This window comes from Alteromonas sp. ABH4_457 (assembly GCF_056160625.1).
Map to the genome: position 1 here is coordinate 1 of NZ_JBSWXN010000043.1, position 216 is coordinate 216.

Here is a 216-nt window from a genome sequence, read left to right on the forward strand (position 1 = left end):
GTTAATATTCCCGTACTTATATAATCAGTGACGGAGGGACGGAGAAGGCTAGACAATCCTGGCGTTGGTTGCCCAGGTGAAAGTGTGTAGGAAGTAAGATTAGGTAAATCCGGTTTTATAATTCTGAGACACGAGACGAGCTCCCAAGGGAGTGAAGTTGTTGATGCCCTGCTTCCAGGAAAAGCTTCTAAACTTATGATTATGTGAACCGTACCC

At 44.9% G+C, this 216-nt stretch carries 1 rRNA gene; it reads left to right on the plus strand.

Annotated elements, in window-relative coordinates:
- Positions 1-215: ribosomal RNA gene (locus ACXAGR_RS23860) — 23S ribosomal RNA — on the plus strand; the annotation flags it as partial.
- Position 216 lies beyond the last annotated feature (1 nt).